The organism is Streptomyces sp. SP18CS02, assembly GCF_036322365.1.
Lineage (GTDB): Bacteria > Actinomycetota > Actinomycetes > Streptomycetales > Streptomycetaceae > Streptomyces.
In genome coordinates this window covers 167,932-187,155 of sequence record NZ_JAQYXC010000269.1, presented here as the reverse complement: position 1 = coordinate 187,155, position 19,224 = coordinate 167,932, and the positions used below count along the sequence as shown (strand labels likewise).

Sequence of the window (19,224 nt, the reverse complement as noted above, 5' to 3'; positions counted from 1 at the left end):
AAGGCCCTTCATATGTCCGACCTGCTGCGCGCCCCCGCCGAGACCAAGTACGCCGAGGAACTGGACTGGCTGGAGTCCGTCGACGACAACCCCAAGCCCTTCTCCTGGCGCCTGTCCCCGAAGATGGTCCGCCTGTTCATCCTGGGCTCCGAGCGCTCCGACGGCCTGGCCCGGGACATCGCACCGAAGTGGTTCGGCGATCGCGGTTTCGTCGAGCGCTCCATCGTCACGCTCGCCTCCGACCGCGGCCTGCTGCTCATCGGCGATCCCGGTACCGGCAAGAGCTGGCTGGCCGAACTGCTGTCCGCCGCGATCAGCCGCAACTCCACCCAGGTCGTCCAGGGCACGGCCGGCACCACCGAGGACCACATCAAGTACTCCTGGAACGTGTCCATGGTGATCGCCAAGGGCCAGTCGCGCGAGTCGATGATCCCCTCGCCGATCATGAACGCGATGGAGACCGGCACGATCGGCCGCTTCGAGGAACTCACCCGTTCCACCAGCGACGTCCAGGACGCACTGATCTCGATACTGTCCGAGAAGTACATCTCGGTCCCCGAACTCGACAGCGACAACATCGTCTTCGCCAAGCCCGGGTTCTCGATCATCGCCACCGCCAACAGCCGCGACCGGGGCGTCAACGACCTGTCCTCCGCCCTCAAGCGCCGCTTCAACTTCGTACGCATCCCGGTGGTGACGAACAAGAAGAGCGAGGCGGAGATCGTCCGCTTCCGCACCGGGGAACTGCTGCGACGCCACCAGCTCGACCTCGATGTGCCGCCGACCCTGCTCGACGTGCTGCTCCAGAGCTTCGCCGACCTGCGCGCCTCGGCGGCCGCGGCCGGCAGCGACGACGAGAAGCTCGAATCGGCCCTCTCCACCGCCGAGCAGATCGGCGTGCTCGAGGATGCCATTCTGCACAGCGACTTCTTCGGCGAGCGGGCCCTGACCGCCCGCGCCCTCGCCTCCTCGCTCGTCGGATCACTGGCCCGGCGCGAGCCCGAGGACCTCGCCATCCTCAACAAGTACCTGCACGGAGTGGTCGAGCCGCGCAGCAAGGAAGAGGGCGGATCCTGGCCTGAGTTCCTGGAGGGCGGCCGCGACGCGATCGCCACCCTGTCATGAGCGGCCCGGACGAAGGCACCTTCGAGGCGCTGCGCGCGCAGCTGCGGGAGGCCGCCGCGACGTTCGCCGGCGGGCCCGACGCCCTGGAGGGCATCCTCCTGGGCCTCGTGGACGACGTCGACCGCGCGGTCCGCGAGCCCCTGGAGATCTTCCCCGTCTGCCACCACTCGCCCGCCTCCGCGACAGCGATGGCACGGCGTCTGCGGGAGAAGCAGCCGAAGGTCGTCTACCTGGAGCTGTGCGAGGACATGGCTCCGCTGCTCACCGAGCTGCGCAACTGCAGGCTCCCGGTCGCCGTCCAGGCGTTCGCCACCGACGTCGACGGCTTCCCCGCCGAATGGTCCCCGCTGTCGGTGGTCGCACCGATCACCGAGGCATCGGCCGAGTACCAGGCCATCGCCTACGCACTGGACACGCCGGGCGTCGAACTGGTCCTCGTCGACCGTTCCTCGGACCACGTCTTCCAGTGGGACGCGCGCGGTGACCGGACCGGCGACCGGACCGATCCCGACGCGCCGCCCGCCGAGGAGGAGGCCGCGCTGCACGGCGACGCCATCGGTCTGGGGATCGGCGACCTGCGGCCGCGCTTCACCGAACTGGAGGAGCACCTGCTGCGCCACGGCAGAGTGCGGCACTGGTCCGAGTGGTGGCACCAGTACGTCGAACTGCCCCTCGGCGACGGAGACCACGACAGCTACCGCCAGGTCATGCTCCTTATCGGTAGCCTCTTCCGGCGCCTCGCCCCCGGCGACGCCGACCGGGTGCGCGTGGACGAGGACCGCGAACGCCACATGTGGACCCGGATGCGCCAGCACCTGGCCGCGACCGGCATCGACCCGGAGGAATGCCTCTACGTCTGCGGTGCCTTCCACGCGGCCAGCCGCGTCGCGGAGTTCGGCGTCCACGGTACCGACACCTTCGAGATCCCCCCGCGCAGCGCCACCAAGTGGCAGCACGGGCTGATCCCCTCCAGCCACGCGGCGATCGAGGCGCAGTTCGGCCTGGCCGCCGGCTCGGTGTCCATCGCCGCGACGCTCTGGGCGAAGAACGTCAAGCGCGCCCGTGTGGAACCGTACCGCCTGGCCGGACAGGCGGGCGCGAAGAAGACCAGGGCCGGGAAGACCGCCGCCGCGGCTCCCGCCGTCCCGGACCTCCCGCCCGCGGACAAGCTGACCGGCTTCCTGCGGCAACCACCCGTCCTGGACCGGCTCGACGAGGCCGAGCTGCTCGGCTGGTCGGTGGAGATCGTGCGCGCCGCGCGCCGGAACGGATATCTCGCCTCCACCGCCGACGCGATCGCCGTCTTCGAGACGTCGATCCTGCTCGCCGGGATGCGCGATCGGGCCAGGCCCACGCCGTGCGACTTCCAGGACGCGGCCGTCACCTGCATCGAGAAGGACACCGTGCCCGGCCGGCGCGATGTGCGCCGACTCGTGGAGATCATGATGGGCGGGGACAGGGTCGGACAGGTCGGGTACGACGCGCTGCCGCCCCTGGCCCGCGACGTGCACGACCGGCTCGCGCCCCTGCAGCTGAAGCTCCAGCAGCGCGGTGTCCGGCGGGCGCTGCTGGACATAGCCGCCCAGCCGGAACTGGGCCGGTGCTCCGATGTGCTGTGGATGCTGCGCTACCTGATGCCGCACGGCGCCGCTCGGCCGATCATGGGCGAGCGGAAGCTGGGGGAGCGGCCGATCCAGGAGTCGTGGGACCTGGCACTGGGTACCCACCAGCGTGCGCTCATCGAGCTCGGCTATGAGGGCGTCAGCATCGAACAGGTCCTCGAACAGCGTCTGCGGCGTACGGCGTACGGCGCCCAGGCCACCGCGGCGACCGTCCTCGCGGCCGTCGAGGACGCGACGCTGTACCTGGGCAGCCGTCGGCTCGCCGACGAGCTGGGCACCCGGGCCCTGGAGGTGCTGTCGGCCGAACGCAGTGCCGATGGCGCACCGGAGGTACTGCGCCGAGTGCGGCGCCTGCTCGCGTACTACCGCACCAGTGAACCCGCGCTGCCGCCGTGGGTGGGGTCCTTCGTCAAGACCGGATACGCGCACTACTGCACCCTGCTGCCGACGGCCTTCACCGATGACGACGCCACGGACCGCCAGGTGGCGGCGATGCTCGGCTTCCTGTTCAGCATGGAGAGCCTGGCGTTGTCGTTGGGCTGCGACCGGACACAGCTGGAACTGGCGGTCGCCCAGTCGCACCCGCGGGATCCGTCCAGGACGGCGCTGCTGTGGGCGGCCCAGGTGCAGCTCGGGATCCTCTCCCGGGCGGACCTGCGGGCACGGTGCGACGAGCTGCTGGGCAACCCCCTGGCCGTACCGGCGTATCCGCGCTACCTCAGCGGCTTCGTTCACGCGCTTGAGCCCGTCCCGGGCCTCACCGACTTCGTCGTGGAGGCGGTGTCGAACGCGTTCGGACGGCTGCCGGATCCGGTGCTGCTGCCGTGGCTCCCGACCCTGATCACCACACTGCGGTCGGGCGGCGCGGAGCTGGCTCCGCTGCTGATCCGTGAAGCCGGGCGGATCTTCCCCGGTCGGCTGGCGGCACTGGACGAGTGGGTACCGCCGTGGCGGGCGCGGCCACAAGCGGCGCGTCCGATCCGGCGCGGGGGCGGCAACGGCGGTGCGGCGCTGCTCTCGGCCCACCCCGCGACCTGCGACGCGCTCGCAGGCCTGCTGGGCTGCGAGGGGACGTGGGAGACGGCGGACACCGACCCGGCGGGCGCGGCACTGCTCGGCCGCCACCCGGATACGCCTGCCGCGCTGGAGGTGCTGTTGGCCCGTGCCTGACGTCGGCGGGGCGGCTGACGCTCCACCGTCCCCCATCCGGCCACGCCGCCGGCACACGGGCCGCGCCGACCGGCGCGATCGCCTTTAGGCCGCACCCACAGGCCTGGAGGCACACGGCCGGGCGGTCGGCATGCCGCACTCGGCCGGCCGCATCCCGGGTGCGAAGCATCGGATTACTGGTTCCGGCGGCGGGGTCGAGCATCGGATTACTGGTTCCGGCGGGGGGCGAGCATCGGGATGCTGGTTGCGGCGGCCGGGTCGGCCGTCGCCTGCCCGCATGGGTTCGACCCCGCGCAACTCGCGGAGCAAGCGGCCCGTTCGGCGCGATCCTGGCGGCGCCGCAGGCCCTGTGCCCGTCGCTGGCCGGTCGGGTGCCGGAGCGGCCCTTCCCCGCACTGGCCGCGTGTGTCCGCCGTGTCCGCGGCCCGACGGCGTGGGACGTCGGCGACGCCCGCCCCGAGAACCGCACGTTTCGGTGTGCGGGCCTGCGAGCGGGCACGTGCCGCTCGTGTCCGGCGCAGCTCCGCCGCCTTGCGCCGGGGTCAGTTCTCCTGGGCGGACACGGTACGGAGGAAGCTCCGGAGGATGTCGTCGAAGGCGTCCGGCCGTTCCATGTTGGGATAGTGGGCGGTGCCTTCGACAGTTGTCGCACGACCGTCGGCGACCGTGCGTACGAGGCGTTCGGCCATGCCGATGTGGTCGTCCGAATCGATGCCGCCGTTGATGGCCAGTACCGGGACCCTGATCGTCGCCGCTCGGGCCCAGGTGTCGCTCACGGGCACCAGGCGCTCCGGCTCGGCGCCGGTGTGCTTGGAGACGGTCCGCCAGGTCATCTCCCGTATCCTGTGCACGACCTCCTGATCGACGTCGTCGAGGGTCCGGTGAGGTCCCGCCGCGAGCCGGACGAACGCCTCGACCCAGCGCCCGGCATCACCCGCGGCCAGCGCACGGGCCTGCTCGGCACGGATCTCGTGGACCCATGGATCCTGGAACTCGGGCTCGCTGGTGCCGACGCCACTGACGACCACCGCACGCACCAGGCCGGGATGTTCGAGCGCGGTGTCGACAGCGATGCCCCCGCCCATCGACACACCGACGAGCACCGCGGGGCCGACGCCGAGGTGGCGCAGCAGAGCCGCCAGGTCATCGGTCTGACGGAACGGTTCGCCCGCGTTGGCGGATCCGCCGTGTCCGCGGGCGTCCGGAGCGATCACCCGATGGTCACGCGCCAGGACCTGTATCTGGTCGTCCCACATGTGATGGTCCAGGAAGCCGCCGTGGAGCAGCACCAGCGGCTGCCCTGCCCCGGTGTCGCGGTAGACGAGGGAGCCGTCTCGTGTGTCGAACGAGCACACATCAGATGCGTCAATCATGACAACCAAGGTGCCATCTTCTCTCGGGGTTGGCAACCAGGGTGTCATTTTTATGGGGTGGTGAGCGCTGCCCCCCTGTGCCTCCGCGGTCTCGCCCGCCAGCTCGTGAACGTGTTCGCTCCGGCCGTTCGCCGCACCGCCGCTCGCGGCCGGGCGAGGGGGCAACCGGAGTCCACCGAAGGCTTTTTCACTGTCGGCCGCGCGCCAAGGGCGGGCGCGGAACCTCCGCCGTCCATGTCGGAACACAAAGTTGCTACCGACCAGTAGATGGAACGTTCCATTCCGTCCACCATGGGACGTGAGCATGTCACTTCGGTCGGCGCGCATCCACCGACCCTGCCCCCACCCGTCACAAACGGAGGAGTGACCCATGCACGGAAGAAGATGGACTGCGTCCCTCGGCCTCACCGTGGCCACCGCCACACTCGCCGCGACCGCCTCGGCCACCACCGCCCACGCCGGGACGGCGGACGCCGCGCCGCCCTCGTCCGCCTCCGCCGCCCCGCGGTCCGGTGGCACTGCCGCGTACGCCTCGGGCGTCGACTACGGAACCTGGCAGCGTGAGGTGTCGGCGGCCGTCGACGGCGCCCGCGCCTACGTCGAGCAGCGCACCGCTTCCCCGGCCGGCGACAAGACGGCCATCGTCCTCGACATCGACAACACCTCGCTGGAGACGGACTTCCACTACTTCTGGGAGTACCCCACGCCCGCGGTCCGCCCGGTGCTGGACCTCGCCCGGTACGCCCACTCGCGTGGTGTGCGGATCTTCTTCGTCACCGCGCGACCCGGGATCATCCACGCCCCGACCGCCTACAACCTCAAGGCGGTCGGCTATCCCGTGGCCGGGTTGTACGTGCGTGACCTGCCCGATCTCTTCGAGGAGGTCGCCACCTACAAGACCGCCAAGCGGACCGAGATCGAGGCGCAGGGCTACACCATCATCGCCAACATCGGCAACAGGCCCTCCGACCTGACGGGCGGTCACGCCGAGCGGACCTTCAAGCTGCCGGACTACGACGGCAAGCTGTCGTAACCCTCGCCCCACGACCACGACGGATCTCACCGAACCGGCCGACCGCCGAGCGGGGAGCCGGACTCGACTGTATGTTCTCCGTTCCGGGGGGTACGCCAGCTCCATGCAGCCTTTGACCCCTGAGGTGATCGCCGTGGTGCGCGAGGACATGGAGTACGTGAAGGAGGAGGCGGGTCTCATCCTGTCGGAGGCACGGCAGGGTGCCGCGGCACTGGCCGCGGGCGGTGCGTGCGGCCTGCTGGCCCTGTGGTCGGGCCACACGGCCCTGTTGCGGCGGCTGGAGCAGATCTGGCCGTCGCACCGAGTCGCGGGCGCGCTCGCGTTGGCCTACGCCGGAGGTGCCTCGGCCCTCTCCACGTACGGACTGAGAAAGGCGCGGCAGGCACGTGCCGCCTCCCGGGAGACGGTGCTCGCCTCCCGGGACATGGTGGAGCACATCGCCGATGAGCTGAAACAGGGCTGAGTCGCGTCGGCCCATGAGCAAGCGGACCGGCAGGGCGGCCCGGTTGGCTCCGCCCGCCCCGTCCGCCCCGTCGGCCCGTCCCGTCGGGCCGCCTCCGCGGGTGCCCCGACGGTTCCGGGGTTGGCCGGGACGCCGCAACCGGCACCGGCGTCCCCCGGCGCGCACCGGTGCGGTGAGCCGCCGCGCACACCCTCCCGGCAGAACCTCCTGTTCGACCATCCGCCCACGGCCGAAGGCCGGGCGGCTTGTTGCCCGGGTCGACCGAGGCCGAGGCGAGGGCCGGCGGAGGTGGTGCCGCATACGCGGTTGAAGCAGGGACGACGCGGGCGACGAGCGTGGGGCTCGTCCGGCAGCGCCGGGAGCCGGTGAGCGCGAAGGCTGGGCCTCCTTGCCGGTCAGCCCCACCGAACGCGCCGAACGGCAGGCCCGCCCCGCCGCCGGACACACCGTCATCTCCCGCATCTGCGATCACCTGCCCGACCGCGTGCCGGCCGAAGCCGCCCGGGGAAGACCGACCGACCTGGACCAGGCCGAACTGTGGTGGACCAAGGCTCGCCCGCCACCAATGACACACCATCTCGGCCACCTGCACGACAGCGTGCCGGCCGCCCCTCCACGACGCCGGTCACCTCCCCCGCGCACGGCAACCCGGCGGCAACGACCCGGCCATCACCGGGACCGGGAAGTCACCCGCCGCGTCATGGTGGAGGCCGACACCGCGGTCGCCGCCCTCTCCGACGCACTGCGGATCCTTCCCGTTCCCGGAAGTGCTCCGGCGGCCGCCCGGCATCGGCCTGGAGACCCGTCCCGGAGGGATCCGCGTCCACGCCCCGCGCGGCACCGCCGTCGGCCTGTGGACCGCGCCACCGAGGCCCGCCCCAGCGCCGACGGCACTGAAGGCGGACCTGGGGGATCCGGGCGCGGGTCCGGGTGGCCCCTCGCGAGGACGACCGTACGGCCCGGACCGTCAGGAGCCTCGGCCGGCGACACGCCGGGGCCGTACTGCACACGGGCGACAGATGGACGATGTGCCGTGCTTGGGGTGTCCGTGACCGCCGCGAACTGTGGGACAACGGCCGTGGCTCCCGCGCAGCGGGACACATCCCACCACCCACATGAAGGGATCACCATGCCCCAGTACCGGATCACGACGTACACCGGTGACCTGCCGAACGCCGGCACCGACGCCAACGTGTACATCACCCTCCATGGTGACGGCGGTACCGTCGGGCCCTCGGACCTGGACAACTCGGAGAACAATTTCGAGCGCGGCAAGGTCGACCACTTCACCCTCGACCTCAGTGACGTCGGCCCCGTGGAGCGCATCCATGTCCGGCACGACAACTCCGGGGACAAGCCCGGCTGGTACCTGGAAAGGGTCACGGTCGACGTCGACGGCGACCACGCGGAGTTCCCGTGCGACCGGTGGCTCGCAAAGGACGAGGACGACCACAGGACCGAGGTGGAACTGAAGCGGGCCTGACCCGCACCGGGGCCGGGGGCCGAGAGACGATCGCCGGGCCGGGGCGCCCGTGCGACCGCGGTGCCGGGGATTGCCGCCGGCGCCCGCCCCACGTGCGCCCGGCCCGCTCCGTAGGGGAGCCGTCCGCCCGCCCCACCGCCATGATCGACAGCGGTCTCCGGCCCTGGCAGGCTGATCCGATGCGCGTACCCAGGCAGGCAGCCAGAGTGGCGGTACTGGATCCCATGGGATCGGTCTTCATGTTCCGGTACGACAACGAGGAAGTCGGTGTCCACTGGGCGATGCCCGGCGGGGGGCTGGATCCGGGCGAGACCCCGCTCCTGGCGGCCCGGCGCGAGTTGCGCGAGGAGACCGGCTGGACCGACATCGAGCTGGACGGAACCACGCTGTGTCTCTGGGAACACGACTTCACCCGGGCCGGCGTACCCGTACGCCAGCACGAACGGATCTTCCTCGCACGGGGTCCCCTTCGCGATCCGGTCGGTGACCTCACCGCCTCGCACGCCGCGGACGGAATCCTGCGATGGCGGTGGTGGTCACCGGAGGATCTGGCCGGTGATACCGAGCCGCTGTGGCCACCGCAGCTGCCCGAACTGCTCACCGGCGTACGGGAGGGCCGGACATCGGCCACGCCGGTCGACCTGGGCCATGTCCGCGACGCCCCGCCCCGCAGAGGTCGACCGGCCGCCGACGGGTCTCCCGGTATCCGCGAGTCCAGCACGTGATCGCGCCGCCCGTCGCCCGCCGCCCGTCGCCCGTTGAGAGGGCCGGCGCCCGGCGTGCCGAGAGGAGCTGGTGAAGGAGCTGGTGGGAAAGTTGGTGGGAGCGGATCCTCCGCGCTGTCAGCGCCAGCCGAAGCGCCGGTCCACCACCGCGGCGAACTCCTCGGGAGTCAGCACGGCGTCCCCGTTCTGGTCGGCCGCGTCGAACAGCGCGGACGAGGCGTCGGTGTCCGACACTCCCCAGAACGGCAGATCCCCCGACGCGGCCAGCGACGGACCCTTCCTCCGCAGAGCGGTGATCACCTCTTCGCGGGTCAGGGTCCCGTTCTTGTCGAGGTCGAGCGCCTCGAACAGCTTGCGGGCCTTGTCGCTCATACGCCGTCCTTGTCCCTTTCGCCCGAGGCAGGGCCTCCCCGCACCCGTGGGATGAGAACGTCTCCCGCCCGGCCCCGGTTCCCCGCCTCCGGCTTCCTCCGGCATGCCCGCGCGGGGCGCCCGCGGTTGTACGTCACGGCGACTAGGGCTCCAGCCCGTGCCGGAAGCGCGGAGGCGCCGCCTCCGCAGGGGGAGACGGCCGCCCGTGCGGCCGGCCGGGCCGGATCAGACCAGTGCCGGGCGGACGCACGCCCACACGTAGGTCGCGACCGCGGTGCCGTCCTCGCGCAGTGCCTGGAACGTGTAGAAGTACGTGTTCCCCGGCTCGGCCGTGTCGTCCGTGTAACTCCTCGTCGCGGACGGCAGGAGACCGGCGTGCAGCGGTTGGTACGCCTTCGTCACGGGGTTCCACCTGCTGACGCGGTAGCCGGCGATCGGGTCGCACAGCGCGGCGTCGGTGCACACCCAGTTGATGGAGGGAGCGTTCGGGCCGGTGACCACGGTGCCCCAGCCCGCGCCGTCGAGGTGCCCCTCGGGTGTGACGGTCACGGACGGGCGGATGTCCAGCTCGGTTGCCGTGACGGCGGTGACCCTCGGGTCGGTCGGGTGCAGCTGGTTGCCCCAGCGGTCCTTGGCGACCACGGCGAAGACATAGGTCTCGCCGTCCGGTACGTGCGGGCAGACCACCGCCAGTGGATCGGACGTGCCCTCCCGGCAGCTGGCGGAGTCCAGCCACTGCACCGTTCCGTCGGGCCGGCGCACGCCGCGCCAGGCGACGTAGCCGGCGAGGTCGTCCTCGGCCGAAGCGGACCAGGACAGCAGTGTGCCGTCGTTGCGCGGCGTGGCCTTCAGGCCGGTGACGGCGCCGGGCGCGACCCGGTCACCGCTGCGGACGGTGAGCGGGTCGGACAGCACCGACTCGTTGCCGGCCGCGTCCACCGTCGTGACGGCGTACGTGGAGTAGGTGCCGGCGGCCATGCCCCGGTCCGCGCACAGGCCCCCGGTGCTCGTGGAGTCGCTGCCCTCGGCGCAGGTCACGAGGGTGAGCGCGGCGGGGTCGAGGGTCGTGCCGGGCGAACGGTACACGCGGTAGTGTCCGCCGTTGTCCCACTCCTGGATGAAGTTGCCGGGCGTCTTCCAGTAGACCTGCGTCTCGTGGGCGCGCACGACGGATCCCAGGTCGGTCGGGGGCAGCCACGGTGTCCGGTCCACGCCGTCGCCGGTGGCCGTGGCGGAGAACGCCGACGGGTTGCCGAGCGCGTCGAGGGCGCGGACACGGTAGTACCGCGGGGCGTTGGGAGGCGCGTCGTGGTCCTCGTACGACGGTCCGGTGGACGTCCCGAGCAGTGTGTACGGGCCGGCCGACGCGGATGCCGCGTGCACCTCGTAGCGGGCGGCGTCGGCGACGGCCCGCCAGCGCAGCTGGGCGACGTACGCGTCGCCGGTGACCGTGAGAGCCGCCGGAGCGGCCGGTCCGGTCCGGTCCACGGTGGTGGCTGTCACGTCGAGGCTGCCGAGGGACTCGTGTCCCGCCCTGTCGATGGCGCGGACCTCGTAGAGGAAGGTCTGCCCGGTGGCGGGCGGCGTATCGGTGAAGGAGGTCGTGGTGAGCGTGGGGGAGCCGCTGACCCGCGCCCAGCCGGTGTTGCTCAGCCGGCGGTAGACGCGGTATCCGGTGACGTCCATCTCCTTGTTCGCCGTCCACCGGAGGGCTGCCTTGCCGGTGGCCCGGTCGTACGCGACGGAGAGCCCGGTCGGCGCCAGCGGGCTGACCGTGTCGACGGTCGCCGCAGTGCGGGGGGCGTACGTGAACCCGACGTTGGCGGCACCCGTCCAGGTGGCGTAGTCCACCCGGACGGTGTGCTTGCCGGACGGGATGGTCAGGTCGAGGGCCTTGCGCTGCGTGGTGGAGACGTTCTTCCACAGGTCGATCTTGCGCACGCCGTCGAGGTAGACGCGGAGGCCGTCCTGCGCCGAGGCGGAGAACGTGAACGGGCCGCCGGAGCCGAAGTCGCGCGTGACGCTCCAGCGGACGCCGAAGTTGTCCGTGGGCAGGGCGACACCCGCCGGGTCGCCGGTGCCGTAGTTCTCGGAGATGGCCGCGTCGCACGCGGTCAGCCTGGGCGTGCCGCTGAGCGTGGTATTGGCGTAGTACTGCACCGTCCATACGGGAGAGGTGCATGTGACGGCCGCGGAGGCCGGGGCGGCGGTGAGGACACCGCCGGTGATGGCGAGGACGGCCGTCGTGGCGGTCGCCAGCAGCCGGGTGCGAGGGATCACGGAGAAAAGGCGCCTTTCCGGACCGTACGGCGACATACCGAGGCCCCACTGACACAAGAGCAAGAAGATGGAGGGAAAGGCGGTGCGGGTGGGGCCGGTGGTCCGCCGGAGGGGAATTCTACCTACCGGTCCGTTGACGGCAACAGAATTGTCGTCTGCGGGGAACGGAGCCTTCCGGACCGCGTCGATCGCCCCGGCGACAGCGGTCGGGCCGGGTCCGCCCAGGCCCCCGGCCAGGCCGGGGCGGAGGAGACGGCTTGCTCGCCCTCGTCGGGCCGGCGCGCGCTGCCGGGGGAGCGTCGTGGGCCCTGTCCCGGGTCCGTGCAGCGGCATCGAGGACTGCTGGAGTGCCGACGGAACCGACGTCGCGTCCACCGCCGACGACCGGCCTCGGGCGCTGCGCGCCCTCCTGGTCCTGGTCCTGGGCTCGCCTTCCGGGGGTGCGGAACGCGTGCGTCTGCGTCGCGAGGCGCGCGGGACGCGTGAGGCGTGCGCGCCGTCCGGGGCCGCGTGTGGCGGTGTGTGGAAGTCCCATGAGGGGGCATCAGTCGCTCGGGCCCCATCCCTGAACCACTGCCCCATGAGGGCACCCGATCAGTGAGGAAGACGACCGGATGAGAAGACCTCGGCTCAGAGCCGCGCTCAGTACGTTACTCCTTGCCCTGATACCCGTCCTCGGCACGGCGTCCGGCGCCACCGCCGCGCCCCGGGACACGACGCCGTCCACCTCCCTGCAGATCTCGTACCACGCCGACATGGCCGTCGACGCCGTGAACCGACGGCTCTACATCGCCGACATCGTGACGAGCTCCGTGCTCGTGACCGACTTCGAGGGCCGGGTCCTGCGGACCCTCGAGAACAAGCCCGGCGCCGCGGACCTCGTGCTCACCCCGGACGCGCGAACGCTCTACGTCGCGCTGAGGGACGCCGACGCGATCGCCGCCGTCGACACCCGCACCTACCAGGAGAAGGCCCGGTACCCCACGGGCGCCGGTACGAAGCCGGTGCGGCTCGCCGCGGTGGGAAGCACCCTGTGGTTCAGCTACGGCGAGGACTGGGACAGCAATATCGGCTCGCTCGGCCTGGCGGGCGGCAAGCCGGTCGTACGTCTCGCCCAGGTCCCCTCGTCGACCTGGGGCGGACCGCCGATGCTGTTGTCCTCCCCCTCCGCGCCAGGTCTGCTCATCGCCGGTGAGCAGTACGTGAGTTCCGGCACGGTGAGGGTGTACGACGTCACCTCGGGCCGGCCCGTCGTCAGAACGGAACAGGACAACCCCGGCGGTATCAGCTTCGTCTCCGACCTGGCTCTGTCGCCCGACGCCGGAACGCTCTTCATCGTCGGTGGCTACCCCTACACGCATCTCGCCTTCAGGCTGAGCGACCTTGCCGTCGAGCACACGTATCCCACCAGTAACTACCCCAACGCGGCAGCGGTTTCGCCGACCGGATCCATCGCCGCGGGCATAGACAACTCCTACGGCCAGGACGTCTACCTCTTCGAGCCGCGCGCCACCGCCCCCACCCGGGTCATCGACCTGGAACCGGGCACGGGACGCTCCCTGCGTCCCCACGGGCTGATCTGGTCCCCGGACGGCACACGGCTGTTCGCGCTGACCGGCGAGTACGGCTCCACGCTGACGCTCCATGTGATAGGCGGGGGCAGCCAGTGATTCAGGGCGGCGCGCTCCGCGAGAGCGCGCCGCCCCGATCGTCGCGAGGTCACGACCCGCATCGCCACCGACGGGTCAGACGGCGTCCGGCCTGCGTGCCGTCACGAGGGCGAAGCCGAGGAACTCGCCGCCGTCCGCGGTGAGCATGTCGATCACCGGCTGGTTCGCCGCGCGGCCGTCCGGCCGGTACTCGGCGCACGCCCGACTCCACAGCAGCCAGTCCCGCCAGCCTTCCGGCTGCAGCCGTGCGGACGTGACGGTCACCAACTCGGTGATGTCCCAATGGAAACGCCACCAATCGGCCGTGTGCCAGGCGATCGCCTCCCAGCCGACCACCGCCTTGATGTGCGCGGGTATCGCCCCCAGCTCGCGGACCTCGCGCGTCATCGCCGGTGTCGCCATGCCCAGCTGCCCACCGCGGCGCAGGAACCGCACCAGGTAGGGCAGGTAACTGTCCGCCGTGCCGAAGTACTCGAAGGCATCGATGCTCACGATCGCGTCGAAGCTCTCCTGCTCGAACGGCAGTACGTGTGCCTCCGTGTGCACGGCGCGCACCCGGTCGCCGACACCTGCCTCGGCGAAGACGGCCGCGGCCTCACGCGCGTCGACCCACCAGTCCGCCGCCACGACCTCGACGCCGTACTCGCGGGCCAGGAACACCGAGGTGGCCCCCTTGCCCGAGCCCAGGTCGAGCACCCGCATCCCCGGGCGCAGATCAAGGTTCTCCGCGAGATCCTCCAGAAGCCACAACGGGTGGGGGCCCATGTCCAGGCCGAGCAGCCAGGCCGGGTCGTAGCGGGACGAGCGCGGATAGCGGTCCGGGCGCAACAGGTCATCCAAGGCAGTCACGAGCAATGACCCAAGCGGATCACCGAGGGCGGCGCAATCCATTTCGCTCCGACCGGCCGACGCCGTCGTCGGGGAGTCCGGTCACGTTGGTGATCCGCCCGCCGTGGCCTCCCCAGGGGTCGGGCAACGGCCGTGCGGAGCCCGGCCACCGCCCTCCTCGCCCGCGACGACAGCCGGCCGAGCGCCTGGGCGGACCCTCGCCGATCGTGGCGGCGGGAACCGGTCGGAGGCCATCCTGGTACGCGTGAGCTCCGCGTCCCCCGTCTCGACCACCGTGAGCGAACAAGCCCCGGATGCCGCCCCGCGATCAGTCGTCCTGGCTCCGGCGGTGCCCCTGGGAGCCCCTGCGTCCGGTGCGGTGCCGTCGGCCCCGACCGCCGCACGTGCCCGTCGGGCCGCTCCGGTGTGAGCCGGGCGCACGGCAACGAGGACGTGCGCGTGGCGTCCGGACGGCTCTGGAACCCTCACAACAAGAGTTCCAGAACGCGATCGGTCGTGCGGCGGCACTGCAACGAGACGTCTCAACGAGACGTCGAATCCCGGGCGTACGAGGGCGGGTGCCGGGGGAGGACCCGGCGGGATCGCGTCCACCTGCGCCCACGGGAAACCGCCTTCGCCGAGGCGTCCCCCGGGTCGGGCGCGAGCGGGGGTGTACCGCAGAGAGGGGATTCGTCATGATCGTGGCGTACGAGTGCCGACGATGGTCATGATCAGTACACCTGGGCGGGAGCGCGTGATGGATCGACACGGACGGGTCGTTGCCCTGCTGGACGGTGCCGGCAGCTTCTTCGAACCGGCACGCACGGCGTTCCCCGGTGCGAGCGAGGCCGACTGGGCGCGCGCCGTGCTGCTCGACCCCGGTGCGGCCGGACCGGACGGGACCTGGTTGCTGGACTTCCGCTGCTTCGCGATCGCCCGGCCCGGGGGCCGCTGGGCCCTGGTGGACGCGGGAATCGGGCCGTCCGAGGGGCCCGCCGCCGAGTGGGGCCCTGTGCCGGGCCGGCTCCCCGCGCTCCTCACGGAGGCCGGTATCGCTCCGGCGGACGTGGAGACGGTGATCCTGACCCATCTGCACGAGGACCACGCGGGCTGGACCTCGACGCCGGACGGGGAACCGTTCTTCCCGGCCGCCCGGTACGTCGTCCAGCGCGCGGAGGTCGCGGCGTTGGACCGGGACGACCGGGTGTGGGACTGGACTGTGGCCCCGCTGCGGGCCACCGGTCAACTGCACGAGGTGGACGGACGGCACAGGCTCGCCCCGGGGCTCACCCTGCTGCCGACGCCGGGACACACCGCGGGACACCAGTCGGTCCTGGTGGAGCAGGGCGCGGGCGCCCGGGACGTCCTGATCACCGGCGACGCGGTCGTACACGCCGTGCAGTTGGCCGCTCCCGAGGTCCCGTACTCCCACGAGCGCGACCGTGCGACCGCCCGTGCCTCGCGGCAGGCGCTGCTCGCCGATGCCGTGGAACGGGGCGCCCTGCTGGCCACCGCGCACCTGACCCGTGCCTTCGTGGAGCCCGTCTGACGGGGGCCCGAGGGGAAGGCAGGGGCTCGTCCGTACGGGGCCGGCGGGCGGTTGAGGACGCGTGTCCCGCACGTCGCCGCCCCGGCGCCGGATGCTCCGCCCACCGGGCTCCGCCCTCCCGGGCGCCTTCCGGTGGGACGGGGGGACCGGGCACGGCGCGCGGCGGTGCCGCCCCCGGGGGAACCGTCCACGCTTGTGCCCCACCGGTCACCGGCCACGGCCTGCCGGAACGGCCACCCGCAGGGGGGACACCGGCGACGCGCCGGCCCGGTGCGCCGGGTCGCGGTCCGCGGGCCTTCGTCGTACACCTGTGGCATGAGCAGTGAGGAGAAGTCGTCGTGGCATCCCGGCGAGATCGTGCCGGCCAGCGGAATCTACGAGTGTGACTGCGGTGGCGAGCACCACTGGAGCACGGACGTGAAGGGGCACCGCTTCCCGCCGCTGCCCAGCGGCTGCGCGGGGGAGTACTGGGCGCTGCAGAAGCCGGCCCATCCCGAGAACTACCTCGGCTGATCCCTGCGGCGTCCCCCGAACCCCGAAGCATGCCCCGACCGGTCCGCCACTCACCCCCGCGTGCACCGGCCCGCCCGCCGCGGCCCGCTCAGGCGCCGGGCAACGGACCAGGAGCCGGCCGCCGTGACCCGTGCCCGGAGGGCCATGGGGGACGTCGGCGACCGACGACAACGCGGCGAGGCGCGGTGCCGGGCGTCGCGAGCCCGGCAGGACCGGCGAGACACCCCCTGGCGGTTCCCTCGCGGCCCGGACGGTCGAGGAGGCCGATACCGAGCCCCCGCACCGCCCTCCACGGCTCCGGCCGGGTCCCCCGTCCGGAGCCGTGCCGACGCGACAGATGGCTGGTCCGACAGGAGTACCGTCATGGGCCGCCCGCACGGAGTGCTGCCGACCCCCACCCCCGGCGCGTGCGCCGATCGCTCCGGGCCCAGCTCCACGAGCGGTGACCGGAGCCCTTCTGAACGACCGGCAAGGCGCGGACGTCATCGATCACGGCCGGGCGGGCAGAGGACAGGCCCGGCCCGCCCGGCACTGTCCGCCCGCTCACCGCCGCGTCGCCGTCGAGGACCACCCGCCCTTGGCAGCCATCACCGGACGCACACCGCGCAGGCCCCCTCGCCGACGCAACACGCTGCGCTTGTAACGCCCCTCGGTACGGCGAACCGTGGCCGATCGCACGATCCGATGAGCGTACGGTGAGGGGTTTTCGCCCCCACTTGGCGGCCACGCCGGGCAAATCAGGGGTGCCACCGCGCCGTTGCCGGTGAGCGGGTCACGGCTCACGCACCGGATGCCGTCGTCGGGACGGCCCGGGCCGCGCGTTTCGTACGGTGCCGTCGGCGCGCCGCGCGTCATGATGACCGTGTCGGTGGGCACAGGCGCGTACCGTTCGGTGCGGTGGGCGGCACCGGGTCCCTGACAGCGGGCGGTCGGTGCGTGCGCGCGGGGCCGCATCGGGTTCGGGGCGGCCGGGGGCTGCGGGCGGCCGGCGAGGGTCAGGCCGACGTCTGACGCATCTCGGCGGACACCGAGCGCGATCCCATGCGTGCGCTTGGTCCGGGGTGGTCGCCGTCATCCGGGCATGAGCCCGGGAAACCGGGGCAAACGGTCGACACTGTGGTTGGTTTGCTGAAGGGGATGCAGACATGCTGATGGCGGATCCGCACCATGTGAGAGCTCTTCTCGCCCGGTACGCGAGTGCGCGTATCGCCCTCGCGGAGAAGGACGAGCCGAGTTGGCAACGAGCGCTGGAGGACGTCACACACGCGCTGTGCGAGGCGACGGGCACCCGCTCGATCGCCGACGCGCTCCCCGCTGCCGACAGCCTCCTCGCGAGGCCCGTACAGCCCCGGCGGCCCCTCGTTCCCGAAGGCGCTCCGTGCTCCACGGACACGTCGGGGGCCGGTCTGGCAGCTTGACGATTCCCTCTCGTCCGCTGCGGGGCACCGGCATGTGTGGCCGGGGAAAGACGACTCTCCCCGGCTGCGACCCCGTCCCCCGGGCTGTGAGTCCTGGGCCGGTGCCCGCAGCGACCGATCGCCGGGACGGGTCGTGCCGCCGCCGCCCGGGGGTCTCCAGGGGGTGTCTCGCCGGTCTTGCCGGGCTCGCGACGACTGGCACCGCGCCTCGCCGCGTCGACAAGACACCCCCCAGGCCTGACCGCGACCGACCGCGACCGACCGCGCCAACCGTTCGGGCCGGCCCGCTGTTCCTGTGCAGCGAGGGCGCCGGCAGCTGACTTGAGCTGCTCCACGCTGGCGCGCTGCGACGGGTCCGGGTGGCCGCCCAGCAGGTGCGGTGCCGAGGCATCGCGCGCCGACGTACGGCGCATGCGTCCGCCCTCAATTGCAGCCTCGTGCCGCCGATCGCGCATCCGCGCCGGGCCTGCGCCGCCGGTGCTCTTGGCAGGTTGGGAGCGGTGGCGACGCAGGTGCCGTGCCCGCACGGCCGTAGCACCGGCATGACCGTCGACCACAGTCAAGGCATCGTCCTCCTTCGGCCACGCCCCGCGCTGCCGGGCGGTCGGGCCGTTGCGTCCGTGCGTCGGCGACGCCGGGTGCCGGGGCCGGCCGGTCCACGCGGGGATCCCGGGGGTGTGCCACGAGCCCCGACCACCGGCGGCTCCGATGGTGCCGAGCCTTTCGTCCGTGCGACGTTGATCGGCCAGGTCCTCTGCCGGAGACTTGGCACACCGCCGGAACCCACGAGCAGGATGAGCACATGGTCGACGACGAGAACGCGAAGTGCGTGCTCCCGCGGGGAGCGACGGGCTTCTTCCGCCCGAGCGATGGCCCGCTTCCCGAAACCGATCTCGCGACCTTTCGGACCGCGCTGTACGCGGCTGCCCGCGCCGCCGGAGGCACGGTGGGTGAGCTGGAGAAACAGTCATACCCTTGCACGTTCCACACTGCGACGGTCGTCGACGGTTCAGGCGAGTTCATCATCCTGTGCCACGCCCACCTCCCCTGGATCGCATTCGCCCAGGAACGACGGAACTGGTACACGGAGGAGTTCCTCGCACCGCCGGCGTGGAGCGAGACCTTCGGTCACCTGGGTTTCGTGGTGCTCGACCGGGCCCAGCTCACCATGCCTCTCTCCGGGGTCGACACTTCGGCCCTGTCCCGGAACGAATGGCGCGCGGCACGCTCCTATGGCATCACCACGGTGGGAGGAGCACTCTTCAACGCCTGGGTCTGATGAGCGACGGCTTTCGCCCGACAGATCGCGAACCGTCCTGTGGCCGGACCCCCTCGGGCCCCACCCGGTGGTGGACCCACCATGCGGGCGGCTCCTACGTGTGCAGTCAGCAGGGGTGCAGCAAGAGGTGAACCCGACCGTCTTCGGTCACGACTGCCGCGGCCGTTGCCGGCCCGGCCGGGACTGCCCGAGAGCCGCGCAACGCGATGACGACGGCCCCGGCGGCTTCGCTCACACCTACTTCGGGGTGTTCCTGCGTCCCGGCGTCTGCGAGGTCTGCGGCGAACCGCCAGAAGTACATCCCTGGGTGTTCGACTCTCT

At 72.0% G+C, this 19,224-nt stretch carries 15 protein-coding genes; 11 read left to right on the top strand and 4 right to left on the bottom strand.

Annotation, left to right across the window (positions count from 1 at the left end; all coding sequences use genetic code 11):
* Window positions 1-12: 12 nt before the first annotated feature.
* Window positions 13-1,125, top strand: a complete 1,113-nt coding sequence (locus tag PUR26_RS10205) for an ATP-binding protein (protein WP_329871337.1) — start codon at window positions 13-15, stop codon at window positions 1,123-1,125.
* Complete coding sequence (locus PUR26_RS10200; RefSeq protein ID WP_329871335.1) at window positions 1,122-3,917, top strand: hypothetical protein; 2,796 nt, start codon at window positions 1,122-1,124, stop codon at window positions 3,915-3,917. The genes PUR26_RS10205 and PUR26_RS10200 overlap by 4 nt, the downstream gene beginning before the upstream one ends.
* Window positions 3,918-4,459: 542 nt before the next feature.
* Here PUR26_RS10200 and PUR26_RS10195 read toward each other — a convergent pair.
* Window positions 4,460-5,290 carry an alpha/beta fold hydrolase gene (locus PUR26_RS10195; RefSeq protein ID WP_329871333.1) on the bottom strand — a complete coding sequence of 277 codons (831 nt, stop codon included), beginning with the start codon at window positions 5,288-5,290 and terminating at the stop codon, window positions 4,460-4,462.
* A gap of 370 nt (window positions 5,291-5,660) precedes the next feature.
* On the opposite strand from PUR26_RS10195, the gene PUR26_RS10190 reads away from it, so the two are divergent.
* The 4 genes from PUR26_RS10190 to PUR26_RS10175 all read left to right on the top strand — a co-directional run bounded on the left by PUR26_RS10190 (window position 5,661) and on the right by PUR26_RS10175 (window position 8,994).
* Window positions 5,661-6,323, top strand: coding sequence for an HAD family acid phosphatase (locus PUR26_RS10190; RefSeq protein WP_329871331.1), 663 nt, complete (start codon window positions 5,661-5,663; stop codon window positions 6,321-6,323).
* Between the two features lie 103 nt (window positions 6,324-6,426).
* Window positions 6,427-6,786: a phage holin family protein gene (locus PUR26_RS10185; RefSeq protein ID WP_329871330.1), complete on the top strand. Its 360-nt coding sequence runs from the start codon at window positions 6,427-6,429 to the stop codon at window positions 6,784-6,786.
* Window positions 6,787-7,915: 1,129 nt separating this feature from the next.
* Window positions 7,916-8,269, top strand: coding sequence for a PLAT/LH2 domain-containing protein (locus PUR26_RS10180; RefSeq protein WP_329871328.1), 354 nt, complete (start codon window positions 7,916-7,918; stop codon window positions 8,267-8,269).
* A 179-nt stretch (window positions 8,270-8,448) separates the two neighbouring features.
* A complete protein-coding gene (locus tag PUR26_RS10175; RefSeq protein ID WP_329871327.1) occupies window positions 8,449-8,994 on the top strand; it encodes an NUDIX hydrolase in 546 nt (181 codons plus the stop codon).
* Between the two features lie 117 nt (window positions 8,995-9,111).
* Here the strand turns inward: PUR26_RS10175 and PUR26_RS10170 are convergent, their stop codons facing one another.
* Both PUR26_RS10170 and PUR26_RS10165 read right to left on the bottom strand, forming a co-directional pair.
* Window positions 9,112-9,366 carry an EF-hand domain-containing protein gene (locus tag PUR26_RS10170; RefSeq protein ID WP_329871325.1) on the bottom strand — a complete coding sequence of 85 codons (255 nt, stop codon included), beginning with the start codon at window positions 9,364-9,366 and terminating at the stop codon, window positions 9,112-9,114.
* 225 nt (window positions 9,367-9,591) lie between these two features.
* Window positions 9,592-11,646, bottom strand: coding sequence for a fibronectin type III domain-containing protein (locus tag PUR26_RS10165; protein WP_329871324.1), 2,055 nt, complete (start codon window positions 11,644-11,646; stop codon window positions 9,592-9,594).
* Between the two features lie 614 nt (window positions 11,647-12,260).
* Between PUR26_RS10165 and PUR26_RS10160 the strand changes: the two genes are divergently transcribed.
* The gene (locus PUR26_RS10160) at window positions 12,261-13,316 is read left to right on the top strand and encodes a YncE family protein (protein ID WP_329871322.1); all 1,056 of its coding nucleotides are present in this window, start codon (window positions 12,261-12,263) and stop codon (window positions 13,314-13,316) included.
* A gap of 75 nt (window positions 13,317-13,391) precedes the next feature.
* Here PUR26_RS10160 and PUR26_RS10155 read toward each other — a convergent pair whose 3' ends face one another.
* Complete coding sequence (locus tag PUR26_RS10155) at window positions 13,392-14,171, bottom strand: SAM-dependent methyltransferase (protein WP_443077024.1); 780 nt, start codon at window positions 14,169-14,171, stop codon at window positions 13,392-13,394.
* 730 nt (window positions 14,172-14,901) lie between these two features.
* Here PUR26_RS10155 and PUR26_RS10150 point away from each other — a divergent pair.
* The 4 genes from PUR26_RS10150 (at window position 14,902) to PUR26_RS10135 (ending at window position 18,903) form a co-directional block, all read left to right on the top strand.
* On the top strand, window positions 14,902-15,693 hold the full coding sequence (locus PUR26_RS10150) for an MBL fold metallo-hydrolase (protein WP_329871320.1): 792 nt from the start codon (window positions 14,902-14,904) through the stop codon (window positions 15,691-15,693).
* A 315-nt stretch (window positions 15,694-16,008) separates the two neighbouring features.
* Window positions 16,009-16,206, top strand: coding sequence for a hypothetical protein (locus tag PUR26_RS10145; protein WP_329871318.1), 198 nt, complete (start codon window positions 16,009-16,011; stop codon window positions 16,204-16,206).
* A 1,145-nt stretch (window positions 16,207-17,351) separates the two neighbouring features.
* Window positions 17,352-17,624 carry a DUF5133 domain-containing protein gene (locus tag PUR26_RS10140; RefSeq protein WP_329871316.1) on the top strand — a complete coding sequence of 91 codons (273 nt, stop codon included), beginning with the start codon at window positions 17,352-17,354 and terminating at the stop codon, window positions 17,622-17,624.
* Window positions 17,625-18,426: 802 nt separating this feature from the next.
* Entirely contained in the window at window positions 18,427-18,903 is a 477-nt protein-coding gene (locus PUR26_RS10135; RefSeq protein WP_329871314.1) for a hypothetical protein, read from the top strand.
* Window positions 18,904-19,224: the final 321 nt, after the last annotated feature.